The sequence below is a fragment of the Niveispirillum sp. genome (assembly GCF_052437035.1).
Classification (GTDB): domain Bacteria; phylum Pseudomonadota; class Alphaproteobacteria; order Azospirillales; family Azospirillaceae; genus Niveispirillum.
The window spans coordinates 892,731-908,871 of record NZ_JBQVOH010000002.1; the positions used below are offsets into that span (position 1 = coordinate 892,731).

A 16,141-nucleotide genomic window follows, 5' to 3' on the forward strand; every position below is an offset into this window, starting at 1 on the left:
ATGCACGACATCCGTTCCATCCGCGACAATCCCGCTGCCTTCGATGCCGGCATGGCCCGGCGCGGCGTGGAACCGCTGTCTTCCCGCATCCTGGAACTGGATCAGGAACGCCGCGCCTGCCAGACGCAGGCGCAGGAGCTGCAGGCCCGCCGGAACGAGGCGTCGAAGCTGATCGGCGCCTATAAGAAGGACGGCAAGGACGCCCAGCCTCTGCTGGATGAAGTGGCGGCGATCAAGGAAAAGATGCCGCAGCTGGAAGAGCGGGAGAAGGAGCTGGGGGCCGAACTGGACCGCATCCTGGCCTCATACCCCAACATCCCGGCCCCGGAGGTTCCCGACGGCAAGGATGAGCATGACAATGTGGAAATCCGCCGCATCGGCACGCCCACGCCCATCGCCAATGCCAAGCAGCATTTCGAACTGGGTGAAGCCCTGGGCCTGATGAGCTTTGATCTGGCGGCCAAGCTGTCCGGCGCGCGTTTCACTGTGTTGCGCGGGGCACTGGCCCGCCTGGAACGCGCCCTGGGCGATTTCATGCTGGACATTCACACGACCGAATACGGGTATGAGGAAGTGTCCCCGCCGTTGCTGGTCAAGGATGACGCCGCCTTCGGCACGGGCCAGCTGCCCAAATTCACCGAGGACCTGTTCCAGACCACCAACGGCTTCTGGCTGATCCCCACGGCGGAAGTGCCGCTGACCAACCTGGTCAATGACGCCATCCTGGACGCCGAGGAGCTGCCCCTGCGTCTGACCGCCCGCACACCCTGCTTCCGCTCAGAGGCTGGTTCCGCCGGCCGTGACACGCGTGGCATGATCCGCCAGCATCAGTTCTACAAGGTGGAAATGGTCTCCATCACCCGCCCCGATCAGTCTGCGGCGGAGCATGAGCGGATGACCGATGCGGCGGAAACCGTGCTGAAGCGTCTGGGCCTGCCGTTTCGGACCGTCACGCTGTGTTCGGGCGACATGGGCTTCACGGCGCAGAAGACCTACGATATCGAGGTCTGGCTGCCGGGGCAGGGCGCTTATCGCGAGATTTCCTCCTGTTCCAACTGCGGCGATTTCCAGGCCCGCCGCATGAAGGCCCGCTTCCGCGCGAAGGGGGAGAAGTCGACCCAGTTCGTGCATACCCTCAACGGTTCCGGCACCGCCGTGGGCCGCTGCCTGATTGCCGTGCTGGAAAATTATCAGCAGGCCGACGGCTCCATCCTGATCCCCGAGGCCCTGCGCCCCTATATGGGCGGGCTGGAGCGGATTACGGCAAATGGTTGATTTCGATTTCACCGGCACCCGTATCCTGATCAGCAATGATGATGGCATCCACGCTCAGGGGCTGGCCGTGCTGGAGGCCATCGCGCGGGAACTGACCGACGATGTCTGGGTGGTGGCGCCGGAGACGGAGCAGTCCGGCGCCTCGCACTCGCTGACCATGCACCGGCCCCTGCGGGTGCGGGAACTGGGGCCGAAGCGCTTTGCCGTGGATGGCACGCCCACCGACTGTGTGCTGCTGGCCATCAACCATTTCATGGCCGACAAGAAGCCGGCCCTGGTCCTGTCCGGCATCAACCATGGCAGCAATCTGGGCGAGGATGTGACCTATTCCGGCACCATCGCCTGTGCCATGGAGGCCACGCTGCTGGGCGTGCGCGCCATCGCCATGAGCCAGCGCATGCCCCATGGCGGCCCGCCCAACTGGGGGGTAGCGCAAGCACTGGGCGCGCAGGTGGTGCGCAAGGTGATGGCCGCCGACTGGCCAAAACTGGTCCTCATGAATGTGAATTATCCCGACGTTTCCGTCGGCGATGTCACGGGCGTGCATGTGGTCCGCCACGGCAACCGCAAGATCGGGGATGAGCTGGATGAACGTATCGACCCGCGTGGCCGGCGGTACTTCTGGATCGGCGCGGCGCGCGGGGATGATGATGTGCCCGCCGACACCGACGTGCATGTTGTCAATCATGGCGGCATCGCGGTCACGCCCATTTTCCTGGACCTGACCCATTATGGGTGTCTGGAGAACCTGAAAGGGGTCTTCGCATGACCAGCGGGGCGGCGCGCAAGATCAGGTTGCTGATGCTGCTGCGCCGCCAGGGGGTAACGGATGTCAATGTCCTGCGGGCCATCGAGCTGATCCCGCGGGAGCTTTTTGTGCCGCGCCTGTTCCGTGATCAGGCCTATGAGGATACGGCCCTGCCCATCGGCCATGGTCAGACGATCAGCCAGCCGCAGGTGGTAGGCCTGATGACCCAGGCCCTGGAACTGACCGACCGGCATAAGGTGCTGGAGATCGGAACCGGTTCGGGCTATCAGGCCGCGATTCTGGCCAAGATCGCCCGCAGGGTCTATACAATCGAACGCCACCGTCCCCTGGCCCAGGAGGCGGAGCAGCGATTTACCGCCTTGCGTCTTCATAACATGACGGCCAGGGTAGGGGATGGCATCAAGGGCTGGCCGGAAGCGGCACCCTTCGAACGGATACTGGTCACCGCAGGTTGCATTGGCAATCCACCTCATGGTCTAGTGGAGCAACTGGCGGTTGGTGGTGTCATGGTGATCCCGTTGGGGCCGGATCATCGGGCGCTGAACGTCGTGCGTATCCGCCGTGACGAAGATGGATTGAAGCGAGAGGTATTGTGGCCCGTCAGGTTTGTTCCCCTGCTGCCGGATATCGCACCGGAGACCATATCGGCCTGAAGCGCCGGTCGGGTTATGCTCTGGCGGCCCTGCTGCTGCCGGGCCTGCTGCTGGCCGGCTGCTCGACAGAGGGCGACCTGCCCAGCAAGGCGGCGCGCGCCCCGGCGGCCCCCATCAATTCCATCTTCGTTTCCCGTGGCGACAATCTCTACAAGCTGGCGCAGCAGTACAATGTGCCTGTCCGCGATCTGATTGAGGCCAATGGCCTGACCGCGCCCTACATGCTGCTGCCGGGGCAGCGTCTGCTGCTTCCACTGCCCAAGGTCTATGTGGTGAAGCCCGGCGACACGCTCTATGGCCTGTCGCGGCAATATCAGGTGGATAGCGCCGAACTGGTCCGCCTCAATAACTTGCAGCAGCCTTACACGCTGAAGGCCGGTCAAACCCTGCGCCTGCCTGGCCAAAGCCCGGTACCGGCCAGCACGACTGCCATCGCCTCTGCCGCTGCCCCCGCCGCCAAACCGCCCGGCATGCCAGCCCCGGGCCGCAAGCCGGAAGCACCACCCGCCGCCAGCTCCATGCCGGCAGAGCGCGCGCAGCGCCCGACCGTGGAGGTGGCGACCCTGCCGCCCCCACCATCCACCGCTCCGGCCACAACGGCGCCCACCCGGCCTGGCATCGTCGCACCACCGGCCACCGCCTCTGGCGCGGTATCGGGCCGTAAGGGCGTGGAGACGGAAACCCTGGCCCCGCCGCCCGCCGCCGTTGCGCCAGCGCAGGCAGCCCCCGCCGCCGTGGCGCCCGACCGCCGTCCGACCCCGCCCCCGGCCAGCACCGCTGCGCCGCCGGCATCCGCCCCGGTGGCCGAACCGCCCCCCACCCAGGTCGCCACCGCCCCGCCACCGGTTCCCCCACGGGAGGAGGCGGTGCCCGCCCGTGCCGGCAACCGCTTCCTCTGGCCTGTGCGCGGCACCATCCTGTCGGGATTCGGTGAAAAGCCGGGTGGCCTGCGCAATGATGGCATCAATATCGGTGCGCCGCGCGGCACCGCCGTGGCCGCTGCCGAAAACGGCATCGTCGCCTATGCCGGCAATCAGCTGAAATCCTTCGGTAATCTGGTGCTGATCCGCCATGATGGCGGCTGGGTCACCGTCTATGCCCATCTGGATGCCATTGGCGTGGAGCAGGGGCAGCGCGTGACGCGCGGGCAGGGGATCGGCACCGTCGGCCAGACAGGCAATGTCCGGTCACCGCAGCTGCATTTCGCGGTGCGCAAAGGCGAACAGGTCCTGAACCCCGTTGATCAGCTGGAAAAATAACGGCGAAGGGCAAGGTATCCCTTGCCCTTTCCGACATCATTCCTAAATCAAGCTCATATCAGGTTCAGACCGGCTTGGCCGCATGCCGGATGAATTCGGCGAAACCTTCCGCCGGCATCGGGCGGGCAAACAGGTAGCCCTGGCCTTCCTCAACGCCCAGCCTCTTCAGGATTTCCCACTGCGCCGGGGTTTCGATGCCTTCGGCCACCACCTTCAGGTCCATGGCCTGCGCCATGGCCACGATGGCCTCCACGATATGGCGGGTGCTCTGGTCCCGCTCCATATCCATCACAAACTTGCGGTCCACCTTCAGGCAGTCCAGCGGTAATTCCCGCAGGTAGGACAACGAAGAGTATCCAGTTCCGAAATCATCCAGCGCCAGCGCCACCCCACGGTCGGCGATCCAGCGCATCTGCTGCAGGGCACCCTCAAGGTCTTCCGGGAGGATGGTTTCGGTGATTTCCAATTGAAGAAGGTGCGGCGGTATACCGCTCTCGGCCAGCAGCACATCGATCAGGGCCGGCAGGTGGCCCCAGCGGAATTGCCGTTCCGACACATTCACGGCGATCTGGATCGGCGGCAGGCCGGCATCCAGCCATTCGCGGATCTGCTTGATGGCGTTGCGCAGGACCCATTCCCCGATGGGAACGATCAGGCCCGTTTCCTCCGCCGTCGGAATGAACACGCCGGGCGGCACCATGCCCCGCACGGGATGGCGCCAGCGCAGCAGCGCTTCACCGCCAACCGGCTCGCCTCCCTGGATGGCCACCTTCGGCTGGTAATGCAAGACAAGCTGATTATCGCGGATGGCGGCCCGCAGCTCATCCTCCAGGTCCAGCCGTTCCTTCAAATCGTCGCGCATGGCGCGCGTGAAATGCAGGTAATTGGCCGTCCCCGATTTCACCGCCTGTTCCAACGCCACGCAGGCATTGCGGATCAGCGACGGGCCATCGGTGGCGTCGTTGGGCGATACCGCCACGCCGATCTTGGCCGACACGAACAACTGCTGGCCTTCGACAATGATCGGTTCGACCATGGAATTGGCGATGGCCGACGCCGCGAACAGCGCCTTGCCCGCATGGTCCAGGCCCGGCAGGAATATGGCAAACTGCGTCTGCGCAAACCGACAGATCAGATCGTTGGAACCGCAGACCGGCATCAGGCGCTTGACCAATGTCGCCATGGCCTGATCCAAGGCCTGCTGGCCATGGACGCGGAAAAGCTGCGGCATGCGGTCAATCTCGACCACCAGGATGCCCGCAATCAGCCGCCCATCATGCTGGGCCAATATCTCGGCCACCCGGTTGGCAAAAGGCCGCATCTCCCAGACGCCGGTAACGGCATCGCGGGGGATGAAGTCGGCAGCCTGACCGCCATCCGTATTCAGTATCTTGGACAAAGTCACGACAGCGTTATTCCGTGGTCCAGGCATCAGATCGGGGAAAGTACGGCGGACAAAAAAGTGACCATTTGCATCATCCTACCTGCTGCCTTTGTCGCGGGTTTCCACGGCTGGTCCGGCATCCGGGTTCCCGGCACCCCAAAACCTGTTCAGCCGGGGAAACACCGATGGTGCATTCCGGCATGTCCAAATCACAGGGTAGGCAAGATCATTGCACATCCGACCCCTTGATGGAACGCATCAATAGCGGCAACGATCATTTTCTGACACTCTTTTAGGTGCCAGTTTCTTATAACCATAGAAAAAAACGTTCGTTAAATTATTGATCTTTTTGGAGAGCCGAGGATGGAGTTTGCGCTGGGTAAACTGTTCGCAGCCGTGACATCGCCCGGCAATCTTCTGCTGCTGATAATGTTGACGGGTATGATCGCGGTTCTGGCCCGGCGCCGCTGGGGCGTGGTTATTATGGCGGTGGGCTTGTTCCCCTTGCTGATCATTGCCGTCACCCCTGTTTCCACATGGGCACTCCTGCCGCTTGAGGAGCGGTTCTCCGCACCGGACCTGACGGCGATCCCGCCGGTTGACGGCATCATCGTCCTGGGCGGCGCGCTGATGCCCATCGCCTCGCGCGAACATGGCGCGCCGCAGCTGACGCGCGATGCCGAACGGCTGACGGTGCTGCCGGGACTGATGCGGCGCTTTCCACAGGCCCGCGTGGTCTTCACCGGCGGCAGTGGCGACCCGCGCCATCCCGATGACCGGGAAGCGGCCTTCGTCCTTGCCCTGCTGACCGATTGGGGCGTCGATACCGCCCGGATCATGCTGGAGGATGGGTCGCGCAACACCTGGGAGAATGCAGTGAACAGTGCGCCTTTACTGAAAGCCGGCGAACATTGGCTGCTGGTCACGTCTGCGGCCCATATGCCGCGCGCCATGGGCGTTTTCCGGTCAGTCGTGCCCGATGTCCATCTGACGGCCTTTCCCGTCGCCTACAACGCCAACCGTACGGAGGCTGACCGTTTCGGTCTTAACCTGACCGACAATCTGGACCGGTTCGACAATGCCGCCCATGAATGGCGGGGATTGGTCGCCTACCGTCTCGCGGGGCGTATCCCGACGGTATTACCCTCTCCCTGACGCTTGCCCCTGTCTGCCTGCCCGTGCCACAACCGATGGGATCAGGCACTGCGGAAGGGCCCCAGATGATGATGCACGCGATGCGAAGCCGCCTTCGGGGCCTGTTGCCCGCTTGCCTTCTGCTGGGCACATTGCTGGCCCCCACGGCACAGGCTGCACCGGATTTCCAGCAATGGCTGGGGGAGTTCAAGGCCGAAGCGCTGCGTGAGGGAATCCGCCCCACCATCGTAGACACAGCCCTGACCGGTGTTGCCCCCATCCCCCGCATTCTGGAACTGGATGGCAAACAACCCGAACGGACCATCACCTTCGACACCTACCTGTCCCGGTCCGTCACCAAGGCACGCATCAAGAAGGCGCGTGAACGCATGGTGACGCACAAGGCGTTGCTGGCCGAAATGTCGAGGAAATATGGCGTTCCCGCCCGGTTCATCGTCGCCCTGTGGGGCATGGAGACGGATTTCGGCGGCAATATGGGCGGGTTCAAGGTGGTGGATGCGCTGACGACGCTGGCCTATGACGGCCGCCGCAGCGCCTTCTTTCGGGGGGAATTGCTGAAGGCGCTGCGTATCCTGGATGAGGGGCATATCGCGCCTGACCGCATGCTGGGTTCCTGGGCGGGCGCCATGGGGCAGTGTCAGTTCATGCCCTCCAGCTTCTTCAAGTTTGCCCAGGATGGAAATGGCGACGGCAAGCGGGATATCTGGACCACGCCTGCCGATGTCTTCGCGTCTGCGGCCAATTATCTGGCCACCGTGGGCTGGAAAACCGACCAGACATGGGGCAGGGCGGTCCGTCTGCCCAAGGGTGCTGATTCGGCGGCCTGGGCCGGTTTGGACAAGCAGGCACAGCCGCTGTCCGTCTGGACAAAGCGCGGTCTGCGCAGTTCGGACGGCAAACCGCTGCCCAAGGCCAAGATCGATGCCTGGCTGGTGCAGCCGGACGGGCCGAAGGGCAAGGCATTCCTGGTCTATGGCAATTACCGGACCATCATGGACTGGAACCGGTCTACCTATTTCGCAACTGCGGTCGGAATTCTCGCCGACCATATTGGCTCCGGTAAATGAGTTGATGTAGGCTGCGGCCACAATTGGTTGGGGTAGGGAAGTATGGCGCGGGTAAATCTTGTAAAACTGGCGGTCCTGGGTGTCACCCTTGCGGGGCTGGCCGGCTGTTCCTCGCCGCCGCCGCCCAAGCCTCCGGCCGCTGTGCCCGCACCGGTGGAGCCCAAGCCCACGCCGGGCGGCAGCTACAAGGTCGGCAACCCATATCAGATCGACGGCGTCTGGTATTACCCCCGCGTCGATTATTCCTATAACGAGACAGGCATTGCCAGCTGGTATGGCCCCGGCTTCCACACTAAGGTCACTGCCAATGGCGAGGCTTATAATGAGAATGAGCTGACGGCGGCACACCAGACCCTGCCCATGCCCAGTCTGGTGCGTGTCACCAACCTGGAAAATGGCCGTTCCATCGTCGTGCGCATCAATGACCGTGGCCCCTTCGTGTCGGGCCGCATCATCGACATGTCGCGCCGTGGGGCACAGTTGCTGGGCTTTGACCAGCAGGGCACCGCCAAGGTCCGGGTTGAGGTTCTGGCGGAGGAAAGCCGCGCCATCGCCGCCGCCGCCATGAACGCCGCGTCCCAGGTGGCTGGTGTCTCGCCCGACGGCGGCCCCGTGCCGCAGGCCGCCCCGCGCCCCAGCGTGACGGTGGAATCCACGCCTCTGGCCCCGCCCGCCGGGACCAAGGCCGCCCCTGGCAGCGCCATTCCGCCAAAGGTGGCGCAAGCAACGCCGGCTCCGGCCCGCACCATCGCCGCCCCGACCAGTCTGGCCGGCACCACCACCGATGATGGCCGCTTCCTGCCGGCCCCCGTGGTTGAACAGCGTGCGGTTCCGGCCAAGCCCGGCAAGATCTATATCCAGGCCGGCGCCTTCGCCAGCTATGACAATGCCAACAAGCTTCGGGCCAAGCTGAATTCCATTGCGCCGACCAACCTGTCGAACGCCATGGTCAATGGCACGCAATATTTCCGCGTTCGTGTCGGTCCGTTCGATCAGGTCGAACGCGCAGATCAGGTGCTGGCCCAGGTTCTGCAGGCCGGCACGTCGGAAGCGAAGATCATCGTGGACTGATCCTGGCGCCGGGCCCCCGTGAAACCGGGGCCGGCACCATGTTTCATGATGTTGCACAATGTCGCGGTGGCGCGCAGGTCTGGACATGTCCACCTTGCCCGTCCCACTGTCGCCGGGGGTCTGGCCCCCACCTGTTCTTGTTGTGAAGGGTTGATGAAAGAGATGGATATTCGGATCGCACATCGGATGAAGGGTGCCGCCCGCTTCTTTGCCGCGACCCTCCTGTTCACGGTGTCGGCGCTGCCCGCGATGGCGGTCGATCTGGACACCATTGCCAGGGAAGCCATCCTGGTCGATGCCGAGACCAACACGGTCCTGTTCGAGAAGAACGCGGATGAGCGCATGCCCACCTCGTCAATGTCGAAGGTGGCGACAGCCTACATGCTGTTCGAACGCGTGAAGGAGGGTCGGCTGTCGCTGGATGACACGCTACCCGTGTCGGAACGCGCCTGGAAGGTCCAGGGCTCCAAGATGTTTGTGGAGTTGGGCAACAACATCAAGGTCGAGGATCTAGTCCGCGGCATGGTGATCCAGTCGGGCAATGATGCCTGCGTGGTCCTGGCCGAAGGCATGTCCGGCACCGAAGAGGCCTTTGCCGCCGCCATGACCAAGCGGATGAAGGAACTGGGCCTCAACAATACCAACCTGATGAATGCCTCGGGCATGCCCGACCCGAACCATTATTCCACGGCCCGCGACCTGTCGATCCTGGCCCGCCACCTGATCCGGGATTTCCCCGATCACTATCATTACTATTCGGAGCTGGATTACACCTATCACGGTATCAAGCAGGGTAACCGTAACCCGCTCCTGTACCGGAACATGGGTGTGGACGGCATCAAGACGGGCCATACAGAGGCTGCCGGCTATGGCCTGATCGCGTCGGGTGAACGCGATGGCCGTCGTCTGGTGCTGGTCGTCAATGGTCTGCCCAACATGCAGGCCCGCGCCGACGAGAGCGCCCGTATCCTGGAATGGGGCTGGCGGGAGTTCGACAATTTCACCCTGTTCAAAGCCGGGGAGACGGTGGACAGCCTGCCCGTCTGGCTGGGCGTTGCAGAGACGGTGCCGCTGGTTATCCAGGATCAGGTGAAGATCACCATGACCCATGATCAGAAGCAGAAGATGAAGGTCAGCTTCAAGGCCGACAGCCCCGTGGCGGCCCCCGTCACCAAGGGTGCCAAGCTGGGCACGCTGACCATCACAGCACCGGGTCTGCAGACGCTGGAACTGCCGCTGCTGGCTGGTGCCGATGTGGCACAACTGGGCCTGTTTGGTCGCATGGGTGCCGCTCTGTCGCACTTCTTCGGCGGGTCCAGCCAGCCGGCGCCGACCCCGGCCCCGGCACAGTGACGGCCAGCATGGGACGCGGGCGCTTCATCACATTGGAAGGCGGCGAGGGGGCGGGCAAATCCACCCAGATCCGCCTGCTTGCCGACGCGCTGCGCGCCGCCGGCATCGATGTGGTGACCACCCGCGAACCCGGCGGCTCTCCGGGCGCAGAAGCAGTCCGTGACCTGCTGGTCAATGGGGAGCCCGGCCGCTGGCTGCCGGTCAGTGAGGCCATGCTGCTGTCCGCTGCCCGTCACGACCATGTCATGCGCACCATCCGGCCTGCGCTTGACGCCGGCAAGTGGGTGCTGTGTGACCGCTTTGCGGACAGCACCATGGCCTACCAAGGGTATGGCCATGGCCTGGACCTTGGTGTGCTGACGGCGCTGCGCGATATCGCCGTGGGTGACACCATACCCGACCTTACCTTGATCCTCGATATCGATCCGGCCCAGGGTCTGGCCCGTGCCGCCGCTCGTCGTGGGGGTGAGGATCGGTATGAAAAGATGCAGGTCACGTTCCATGAACGGTTGAGGGAAGGGTACCAAGCCATTGCAAAGGCTGAACCTTCTCGCTGCACCGTTATTGATGCCTCTACCGGTATCGAGGCCATCCAGGCTGCGATCCGTGCCGCCATCGCCAACCGGCTGGGGGTGGCGCTGTGAGCGGGCAACCGCATGAGGCCGATGACGCGTTCAACCCGCGTCGCAATACCCATCTGGAAGGCCATGCAACAGCACAGAAATTACTGCTGGGCAGCTGGAACTCCGGGCGCATGCATCATGCCTGGCTGATCGGTGGCCCACCTGGTATCGGCAAGGCTACCCTGGCCTTCCGTATGGCGCGGTTCGTGCTGACCAAGGGGCTGCCTGGGGAGCAGGAAATGGGCCTGTTCGGCCCACCGCCCGACCCGACCAGCCTGGTGGTCGATCCCGACAGCGCCGTCTGCCACCGTATTGCCTCGGGCGGTCATGCCGACCTGCTGACCGTTCAGCGCACCTGGGATGAAAAGCGCAAACGGTTCAAGCGTGACCTGCCCGTTGACGAAATCCGCAAGATCGCCCCCTTCCTGCGCCTGACCTCAGCAGAGGGTGGCTGGCGGGTGGTGATCGTCGATGGCGCCGATCAGTTGAATACCAGTGGTCAGAACGCCATTCTGAAAATCCTTGAAGAGCCACCCTCCAAGGCCTTGATATTGCTGGTGGCCGATAACGTCGGCGCCATGCTGCCCACCATCCGGTCGCGCACCCGCAAGCTGGCGCTCGAACCGCTGAGCGAGGCTCAGGTAAAGGCCCTGCTGTTCCGCTATCTGCCCGACCTGGAGGAGGCGGAACGTACAGCCCTGGCCCGCCTGTCGGAAGGCAGCATTGGCCGGGCCATGGAACTGCAAGCCGCCGGCGGCCTTACGCTCTACAAGGCCATGCTGGGCGTGTTCGACAGTTTGCCGCGCCTGGATATTGTCGAAGCCTATACCTTCATCGACGCGACCTTACGCGGCGGGAACGAGGAAGCAAACTGGGTCGCCGTCACCGAACTGATGGGCTGGTGGCTGGGCCGTGTGGCCCGTGCCGGTGCCCGTGGCACCATCCCGCCAGAGGTGGTGCCCGGTGAGGCCGCCCTTGTCCATCGCCTGATGCAGGGGAGCCAACGGTCGGGTAACCTTGATCGCTGGGTAGAGGTGTGGGAGAACACGAACCATATGTTCGCCAAGGCGGAATCCGCCAATCTCGACCGGCGCCAGACCCTGATGTCGGTGCTGTCGCGGATCGAAGCGGCCGCTGCCGGCTGAACCCGTCCTATCGCTTCGCGGAGAAGTCCCATGTCCGGGCGCGCGCCCTATTACATCACCACGCCGATCTATTACGTAAACGATGCGCCGCATGTCGGCCACGCTTACACGACGATCGCCTGCGACGTGATGGCCCGCTTCAAGCGGCTGGATGGTTTTGACGTCAAGTTCCTGACCGGCACCGACGAGCATGGCCAGAAGGTCCAGAAGTCGGCAGAAGCGTTCGGGACCACCCCGCAGGAGCTGGCGGATAAGAATTCCCAGAATTTCAGGGACTTGGCAAAGCTGCTTAACGTCAGCAATGACGATTTCATCCGCACGACCGAGGCCCGCCATATCAAGGCGGTGCAGTTCCTGTGGGAACGGCTGCTGGAAAGTGGCGATGTCTATCTAGGCAGCTATAGCGGCTGGTACTCCGTCCGCGACGAGGCCTATTACAACGAAGATGAACTGACCGAGCGCGACGGCCAGCGCTTCGCCCCAACCGGCGCGCCGGTGGAGTGGGTGGAGGAGCCGAGCTACTTCTTCCGCCTGTCCGCCTATGGCGAACCGCTGCTGAAGCTTTATGAGGAGCAGCCGCAATTCATCATGCCGTCGGGCAAGCGGTCGGAAGTGATCAGCTTCGTGAAGGGCAGCCTTCGCGACCTGTCGATCAGCCGCACCACGTTTGACTGGGGCATCAAGGTTCCGGGTGACGAGAAGCACGTGATGTATGTCTGGCTGGACGCCCTGGCCAATTACATCACTGCCGTCGGTTACCCCGACACGACCGGCGATTTTGCGAAGTTCTGGCCCGCCGATCTGCATATGGTGGGCAAGGATATTCTGCGCTTCCACACCGTCTATTGGCCGGCCTTCCTGATGGCGGCCAAGCTGCCGCTGCCGCGCCGCGTGTTCGCCCATGGCTGGTGGACCGTTGAGGGCGAGAAGATGTCCAAGTCGTTGGGCAATGTGGTGAAGCCCGCCGACCTGATCGAGACCTATGGCCTTGACCAGACCCGCTATTTCCTGATGCGGGAAATCCCGTTCGGTAATGACGGCGACTTTTCCAAGCGCGCCATGGCCCAGCGGATCAACGTCGATTTAGCCAATGGTTACGGCAACTTGTGCCAGCGCGTTTTCTCCATGATTCAAAAGTATCATGAAGGCCAGTTGCCGGCGCCGGACGTGCTGAGCGATGATGATCACGCCCTGCTGAATGCCGCCAAGGGCATGCTGGATGCCGTGCGGGCCGAACTGGACGTTCAAGCCTTCAACAAGGCGCTGGATGCGATCTGGCACGTCGTGGACGAAGCCAACCGCTATGTCCAGGAAATGGCCCCGTGGACCCTGTCAAAGACTGACAAGGTACGGCTGGGCACGGTCCTCTACACCCTGGCCGATGTCATTCGCCAACTAGCGATCATGACCCAGCCCTTCATGCCCGATACCAGCAACCGCATCCTGGATTTGCTGGTGGTGCCGGCTGACCAGCGTGGCTTTGCCAATCTGGCGGCAAATCCGCTGACGCCCGGCACGCTGCTGCCGCCCCCGGTCCCGGCCTTCCCGCGCTATGTCGAGCCGGAGGAGGCTAAGTGATGCTGGTCGACAGCCACTGCCATCTGGATTTCCCCGACTTCGCGCCAGAGCGTGACGCGGTGGTGCAGCGGGCGCGGGATGCGGGCGTGGGCCTGATGCTGACCATCTGCACCCATATCAGCCGGTTCGACCAAGTGCATGATATCGCCCTGAATTATGACGATGTCTATTGCACCCTGGGTGTGCACCCGCATCAAGCCGCCGAAGAATTCCCGCTGTGCAGCGAGGCTGAACTGCTGCGTCTGGCGCGGCAGCCCAAGGTCGTGGGCATCGGGGAGACGGGGCTGGATTATTTCTATGACAAGTCGCCGCGCGATGTGCAGCAGGAAAGCTTCCGCCGCCATATCCGCGTCTGTCTGGAAACCGACCTGCCCATCATCGTCCATACCCGCGATGCTGATGAGGATACGATCCGCATCCTGCGCGAAGAGGGGCAGGGGCGTTTGCGCGGCCTGCTGCATTGCTTCAGCAGCAGCCGGCAACTGGCTGAACAGGCACTGGAAATCGGCTTTTACATCTCGCTGTCGGGCATCCTAACCTTCAAGAAGTCGGAAGAACTGCGCGACACGGCGGCCATCGTGCCGATGGACCGGCTGCTGGTGGAAACCGATGCCCCCTATCTGGCTCCCGTGCCGATGCGGGGCAAGCGGAACGAGCCGGCCTTTGTCGCTCACACGGCCCGCACCCTGGCGGAGGTGAAGGGCGTGGACGCGGCCACCATGGCATCCGTCTCCACCGCCAATTTCCTGCATCTTTTCAACAAGGTGCCGGCATCGGCTCTGAAGGCAGCGTAAGTGTCGGTGATGGATGATCTGCGTGTCACCATCCTGGGTTGCGGCGGGTCGGGCGGGGTGCCGCTGGTCGGCAATGTCTGGGGCAATGCCGACCCGACCGAACCGCGCAACCGCCGCCGCCGGCCCTCCATCCTGGTACAGAACCGGGACACGACCATCCTGGTCGATACCGGGCCGGATATGCGCGAACAGCTGAACGATGCCGGGGTGAAGCGGCTGGATGGAGTACTCTACACCCATGCCCATGCCGATCACGCCCATGGGATCGACGATTTGCGGGCCGTGAATTGGCTTCAGCATGCGCCGGTGCAGCTTTATGGCGATGCCACCACCATGGGCATCCTGACCCGCCGCTTCGATTACTGTTTCACGGCCGCAGAGGTTAAGCCACCGTTTTTCCCGCGTCCGGTCCTGATACCGAATATCATCAATGGGCCCCTGACTATTGGTTCCATTGAGATTTTGCCGTTCGTGCAGGATCATGGCTATTCGGAAAGCTTAGGGTTCCGTTTTGGCCCCATTGGCTATTCCACCGACGTTGTTCATCTGTCGGACGAAGCGTTCGATATCCTGGCCGGGATCGATACCTGGATCGTCGATTGTGTGCGCATCGAACCGCCGCATCCGGTCCATGCCCATTGGGAGATTACACGCGGCTGGATCGAGCGGCTGCGTCCCCGGCGGACTATCCTGACCCACATGAATCAGAGCATGGATTACGCCACCCTGCGCACCATGCTGCCGCCAGGGGTCGAACCGGGCTATGATGGCATGGTGCTGATACCGGGCGGGCAGGGAGATTAAATATCCCCCATAATTGATTGTTTTAAAAGGAAGAAGCATGGCTACGCTGCGCACCGCCCTTGTCGGCTTCGGTTATGCGGGCCAGACCTTTCATGCACCCTTGATCGCGGCAACGGCGGGCCTGGAACTGGCCTGCATCGTTTCCTCAAATGCCGGCAAGGTGCGGCAATATTGGGGAGAAGATGTCGCTTTCACGCCGGACATCAACATGGTGCTGGCTGATCCCGATATCGATCTGGTGGTGATCGCGACACCTAACGATACCCATGCCGATCTGACACAGCGCGCGCTGCTGGCGGGCAAGCATGTGGTGGTGGATAAGCCCTTTACCGTGACGCTGGAGGAGGCCAAGGCGCTGGCCACCCTGGAAAAGCAGACAGGCCGGATACTATCCATTTTCCATAATAGACGCTGGGACTCTGATTTCCTGACCCTCTCACGCTTGATCAAAGATGGGACCCTGGGCCGGGTGACACAGTTTGAAAGCCATTTCGATCGGTTCCGGCCGGTCCCACGCGACCGTTGGCGTGAAAGGGCTAGCGTGCCTGGGGCCGGCCTCTGGTACGATCTGGGGCCGCATATCCTGGATCAGGCCCTCTGCCTGTTCGGCAGGCCAGTCGATCTATGGGCCGATATCGGCACACAACGGCCCGGCGGCGGCGCCACCGACTATTTCCACGCTATCCTGCGCTATGCTGACGGTCTGCGTGTGATCTTGCATGGATCGATGCTGACAGCCGACAGTGCTTTGCGTTTTGCAGTGCATGGGGACAGTGGCAGCTTTGTGAAGCACGGCCTTGATAGCCAGGAGGACATGCTGAAGGCAGGTCTGACACCGGGCTGCCACAGCTGGGGCTGGGATCCGCGACCTGGGCAACTGACACGCGTTGATGCTAATGGAACCATAACAGCAACAAACCATACGGGCATGCCGGGTGATTATCGCTGCTATTATGTAGGGGTGGTAAACGCGATTAGAGGGCTGCAACCAAACCCGGTCACAGCCAGCCAGGCCATCACGGTAATGGAGATGATTGAGGCTGGTGTGCAAAGCGCATTGACGGAACATACCGTAAAGCTTTGATAGGATATTAATTTCCATAATCAAAATTATCGATTTTTTTGATGTAGGGGGGTGGATTCTATTTTGAAGTGCGACTCTCTTTTATAATCAGATGGTTAGCAATGGAGGCTGCCATGGGAGAGCATTA

15 protein-coding genes are annotated in these 16,141 nt (G+C 62.7%); 14 read left to right on the forward strand and 1 reads right to left on the reverse strand.

The window, feature by feature from the left end; translation table 11 throughout:
* Genes serS through ACT6Q8_RS09265 form a run of 4 tightly spaced genes read left to right on the forward strand, consistent with a single transcriptional unit; the run spans position 1 to position 3,956 of the window.
* Positions 1-1,275, forward strand: coding sequence for a serine--tRNA ligase (serS, locus tag ACT6Q8_RS09250; protein WP_444733283.1), 1,275 nt, complete (start codon positions 1-3; stop codon positions 1,273-1,275).
* Positions 1,268-2,044 carry a 5'/3'-nucleotidase SurE gene (gene surE / locus ACT6Q8_RS09255; RefSeq protein ID WP_444733284.1) on the forward strand — a complete coding sequence of 259 codons (777 nt, stop codon included), beginning with the start codon at positions 1,268-1,270 and terminating at the stop codon, positions 2,042-2,044. Before serS ends, surE begins: the two co-directional genes overlap by 8 nt.
* Entirely contained in the window at positions 2,041-2,697 is a 657-nt protein-coding gene (locus ACT6Q8_RS09260) for a protein-L-isoaspartate(D-aspartate) O-methyltransferase (RefSeq protein ID WP_054167594.1), read from the forward strand. The genes surE and ACT6Q8_RS09260 overlap by 4 nt, the downstream gene beginning before the upstream one ends.
* Positions 2,637-3,956: a peptidoglycan DD-metalloendopeptidase family protein gene (locus ACT6Q8_RS09265; protein ID WP_444733285.1), complete on the forward strand. Its 1,320-nt coding sequence runs from the start codon at positions 2,637-2,639 to the stop codon at positions 3,954-3,956. The genes ACT6Q8_RS09260 and ACT6Q8_RS09265 overlap by 61 nt, the downstream gene beginning before the upstream one ends.
* Positions 3,957-4,020: 64 nt before the next feature.
* Here ACT6Q8_RS09265 and ACT6Q8_RS09270 read toward each other — a convergent pair whose 3' ends face one another.
* Positions 4,021-5,361: a putative bifunctional diguanylate cyclase/phosphodiesterase gene (locus ACT6Q8_RS09270; RefSeq protein WP_444733286.1), complete on the reverse strand. Its 1,341-nt coding sequence runs from the start codon at positions 5,359-5,361 to the stop codon at positions 4,021-4,023.
* A 342-nt stretch (positions 5,362-5,703) separates the two neighbouring features.
* Between ACT6Q8_RS09270 and ACT6Q8_RS09275 the strand changes: the two genes are divergently transcribed.
* The 10 genes from ACT6Q8_RS09275 (at position 5,704) to ACT6Q8_RS09320 (ending at position 16,014) form a co-directional block, all read left to right on the forward strand.
* Positions 5,704-6,495, forward strand: a complete 792-nt coding sequence (locus ACT6Q8_RS09275) for a YdcF family protein (RefSeq protein WP_444733287.1) — start codon at positions 5,704-5,706, stop codon at positions 6,493-6,495.
* 80 nt (positions 6,496-6,575) lie between these two features.
* Positions 6,576-7,562 carry a lytic murein transglycosylase gene (locus ACT6Q8_RS09280; protein ID WP_444733288.1) on the forward strand — a complete coding sequence of 329 codons (987 nt, stop codon included), beginning with the start codon at positions 6,576-6,578 and terminating at the stop codon, positions 7,560-7,562.
* Positions 7,563-7,604: 42 nt separating this feature from the next.
* A complete protein-coding gene (locus tag ACT6Q8_RS09285; protein ID WP_444733289.1) occupies positions 7,605-8,633 on the forward strand; it encodes a septal ring lytic transglycosylase RlpA family protein in 1,029 nt (342 codons plus the stop codon).
* Between the two features lie 162 nt (positions 8,634-8,795).
* A complete protein-coding gene (locus tag ACT6Q8_RS09290) occupies positions 8,796-9,986 on the forward strand; it encodes a D-alanyl-D-alanine carboxypeptidase family protein (protein ID WP_082372215.1) in 1,191 nt (396 codons plus the stop codon).
* 8 nt (positions 9,987-9,994) lie between these two features.
* Positions 9,995-10,630, forward strand: coding sequence for a dTMP kinase (tmk, locus tag ACT6Q8_RS09295; protein ID WP_054167600.1), 636 nt, complete (start codon positions 9,995-9,997; stop codon positions 10,628-10,630).
* Positions 10,627-11,754: a DNA polymerase III subunit delta' gene (locus tag ACT6Q8_RS09300; RefSeq protein WP_444733290.1), complete on the forward strand. Its 1,128-nt coding sequence runs from the start codon at positions 10,627-10,629 to the stop codon at positions 11,752-11,754. Before tmk ends, ACT6Q8_RS09300 begins: the two co-directional genes overlap by 4 nt.
* A 30-nt stretch (positions 11,755-11,784) precedes the next feature.
* Positions 11,785-13,332: a methionine--tRNA ligase gene (metG, locus tag ACT6Q8_RS09305; protein ID WP_054167587.1), complete on the forward strand. Its 1,548-nt coding sequence runs from the start codon at positions 11,785-11,787 to the stop codon at positions 13,330-13,332.
* A complete protein-coding gene (locus tag ACT6Q8_RS09310; protein WP_054167586.1) occupies positions 13,332-14,126 on the forward strand; it encodes a TatD family hydrolase in 795 nt (264 codons plus the stop codon). Before metG ends, ACT6Q8_RS09310 begins: the two co-directional genes overlap by 1 nt.
* A gap of 9 nt (positions 14,127-14,135) precedes the next feature.
* Complete coding sequence (locus ACT6Q8_RS09315) at positions 14,136-14,930, forward strand: MBL fold metallo-hydrolase (protein WP_444733291.1); 795 nt, start codon at positions 14,136-14,138, stop codon at positions 14,928-14,930.
* Between the two features lie 37 nt (positions 14,931-14,967).
* A complete protein-coding gene (locus ACT6Q8_RS09320) occupies positions 14,968-16,014 on the forward strand; it encodes an oxidoreductase (protein WP_444733292.1) in 1,047 nt (348 codons plus the stop codon).
* The last annotated feature ends 127 nt before the right edge of the window (positions 16,015-16,141 follow it).